At 75.0% G+C, this 2,647-nt stretch carries 2 protein-coding genes; both read right to left on the minus strand.

Going from position 1 to position 2,647, the window contains the following annotated elements; all coding sequences use genetic code 11:
* The coding region (locus tag FNQ90_RS19070; protein WP_323380072.1) for a serine/threonine-protein kinase at window positions 1-1,044 on the minus strand (1,044 nt) is incomplete at its 3' end.
* Window positions 1,045-1,064: 20 nt separating this feature from the next.
* Window positions 1,065-2,633, minus strand: a complete 1,569-nt coding sequence (locus FNQ90_RS19075) for an alkaline phosphatase D family protein (protein WP_182607487.1) — start codon at window positions 2,631-2,633, stop codon at window positions 1,065-1,067.
* Window positions 2,634-2,647 lie beyond the last annotated feature (14 nt).

Here is a 2,647-nt window from a genome sequence, read left to right on the forward strand (position 1 = left end):
ACCCCCATCCGGGGCGGGGGAGCCCTCCCCGCCCCTCCACGGGCCGGGGAGCAGGGCCGTGCCCCCCGCGATCAGCAGCACCGCCGCCGCGGCGACCGCCGTCGCCCGGGCCGTTCGCCACCGCCCCGGCGCCGCCGGAACGGCGGGCGGCACATCCGGGGAGCCGGGGGCCGTCGCCATCGGAGTCGCGGGGTACCCGTTCCGTTCCCCGGCACCCGCCCGCCGCAGCAGTTCCTCGACCCGGGCGGCGTCCGGGCGGGCGGCGGGGTCCTTCACCAGCAGGGCGGCCAGCACCGGCTCCAGCGCTCCCGCCCCGCGCGCCGGCGGGACGGGGTCCTCCACCACCGCCACCAGCGTCGCCATCACCGTGCCGCGCCGCATCGGCGAACGGTTCTCCACCAGCTCGTACAGCAGCGTTCCCAGTGACCACAGGTCCCCGGCCGGTAGGTCGGCACCGCCGAGCACCCGCTCCGGCGCCATGTACTCCGGCGAGCCGATGATCTGTCCCTCCACGGTCAGCGCCGGCCCGTCGTGGACGGCGGCGATGCCGAAGTCGGTGAGCACCGCCGAACCATCCGGGCGCAGGAGCACGTTGGCGGGTTTGACGTCCCGGTGCAGGACCCCCGCGGCGTGTGCGGCGCGCAGCGCCCCGAGCACCTCCGAACCGTGGCGGACGGCCTCCCCGACCGGTACCGGTCCCTCGGCGATCCGCTCGCGCAGGGTGCGACCGGGCAGCAGCTCCATGACGATCCACGGGAAGGGGTCGGCGTCGATGACGTGGTGCACCGTCACCACGTTCGGATGGGTGATCCGGGCCAGGGCCCTGGCCTCGCGCAACACCCGCCCGCGCAGCCGAGCGGCGCCGGCCGCGTCGAGGGCGCCCTCCGGCGGGCGCACCTCCTTGACCGCGACCTCGCGCTCCAGCATCGTGTCCCGGGCACGCCAGACCGTGCCCATGCCACCGGTGCCCAGCCGCTCGAGCAACAGGAAACGACCGTCGGGGGCCGGTGACGTGCTCGTGGTCCCCCGCCGTGCTTCCCCCACGGTTTCCCCCAACCATGGGCTCAGCCTACGGGGTTGGCCACCCTCTCCAGTCGGCCCGTGCCGGCGGCGGCGCGGTAGGAGCGCAGGTGCCGGCTGCCCGCCGCCGGGTCGGTGCGGTCGGTCACCGCGTAGTAGTCCATCCGCGTCCCGTCCGCCCGCACCTCCAGCACGCCGTAGCCGTGCGAATCGAGGTCCACCCACTTCACGTGCCGGTTGGCGGCCCGGATGGCGGCTTCGGCGATCAGCGACACCGTCTGCGGGGGAACGCCCAGGATGTCGTCGAGGTTGTCCGAGGTCACCGAGGTCACGACGAACTCGGTGCCCACCGACGGGCTCAGCGGGTACGTGGCGGCGTTCACCGGGACCTCGTTGGCCCAGTGCATGTGGATGTCGCCGGTCAGGAAGACCGCGTCCCGGATCCCCTCCGCCCGCAGGTGGGACAGCAGCCGCTGTCGGTCGGCGGTGTAGCCGTCCCACTGGTCGGTGTTGATCGCCAGTCCTCCGGACGGTACGCCCAGGCACTGACCGATCGGTCCCAGCAGGTGGGCCGGCACGGAGCCGAAGGCCACCGGGGAGATCATCACCGAGGTGGCGATCAGCTGCCGGCGGGCGGGGGAGGAGGAGATGCCGCTCAGCAGCCAGTCCAACTGCGCCCGACCGGTGATGGTGCGCTCGGCGGAGTCCACCGCACCGCTGCCCGGGGTCACCTGCCGGTCGCGGAAGGAACGCAGGTCCAGCAGGTGCAGGTCGGCCAGGCCACCGAAGCGCAACCGCCGGAAGACGGTGCCCTCGGTGGAGGGGCGCACCGGCATCCACTCGAAGTAGGCGCGCTTCCCGGCGGTCAGACGCTCGTGCCAGTCGCCCTCCTCGCCCGGCGTGTGGTTCTCCGCCCCGCCGGTCCACCAGTCGTTGGCGACCTCGTGGTCGTCCCAGATGGCGATGAGGGGGTGAGCGGCGGTGACCGCCCGCAGGTCCGGGTCCGAGCGGTAGTGGGCGTGCCGCTGCCGGTAGTCGGCCAGGGTCAGGATCTCGTGCGTCGGCAGGTGGGTCCGGGTCGGCCGGGAGGGGTACTCGCCGGTGCCGTACTCGTAGAGGTAGTCGCCCAGGTGCAGCACCGCGTCCAGGTCGCCGCGGGCGGCGAGGTGGCGGTAGGCGGAGAAGTGGCCGGCCTCGTAGTTGGAGCAGGAGACGACCCCCAGCCGCAGCCGGTCCGGGCTCGCGTCGGCCGCCGGCGCGGTGCGGGTGCGACCGACCGGGGATCGGGCGCCCCCGAGGGTGAAGCGGTAGTGGTGGTCGCGGGCCGGCCGCAGGCCGCGCACGTCCACCTTGACGGTGTGGTCGGTCGCGGCCGTGGCGGTCACCGCGCCCTCGGCGACCACGGAGCGGAAATCGGCGTCCTCGGCCACCTCCCAGCGGACCGACACGGCCGGCCCGAGCCCGGAACCGGGCACGGCCTCCGGGACCGGGGTGACCCGCGTCCACAGCAGCACGCCGTCGGGCAGCGGGTCGCCGGAGGCCACACCGTGCGCGAAGGGCGCGTCGGCCGGCCGGTCGGAGGCCGGGGCGACCGCGTCGGCGGCCCGGGCCAGGGGGGAGGGGGTCA

Source organism: Streptomyces alkaliphilus (assembly GCF_014141535.1).
Classification (GTDB): domain Bacteria; phylum Actinomycetota; class Actinomycetes; order Streptomycetales; family Streptomycetaceae; genus Streptomyces; species Streptomyces alkaliphilus.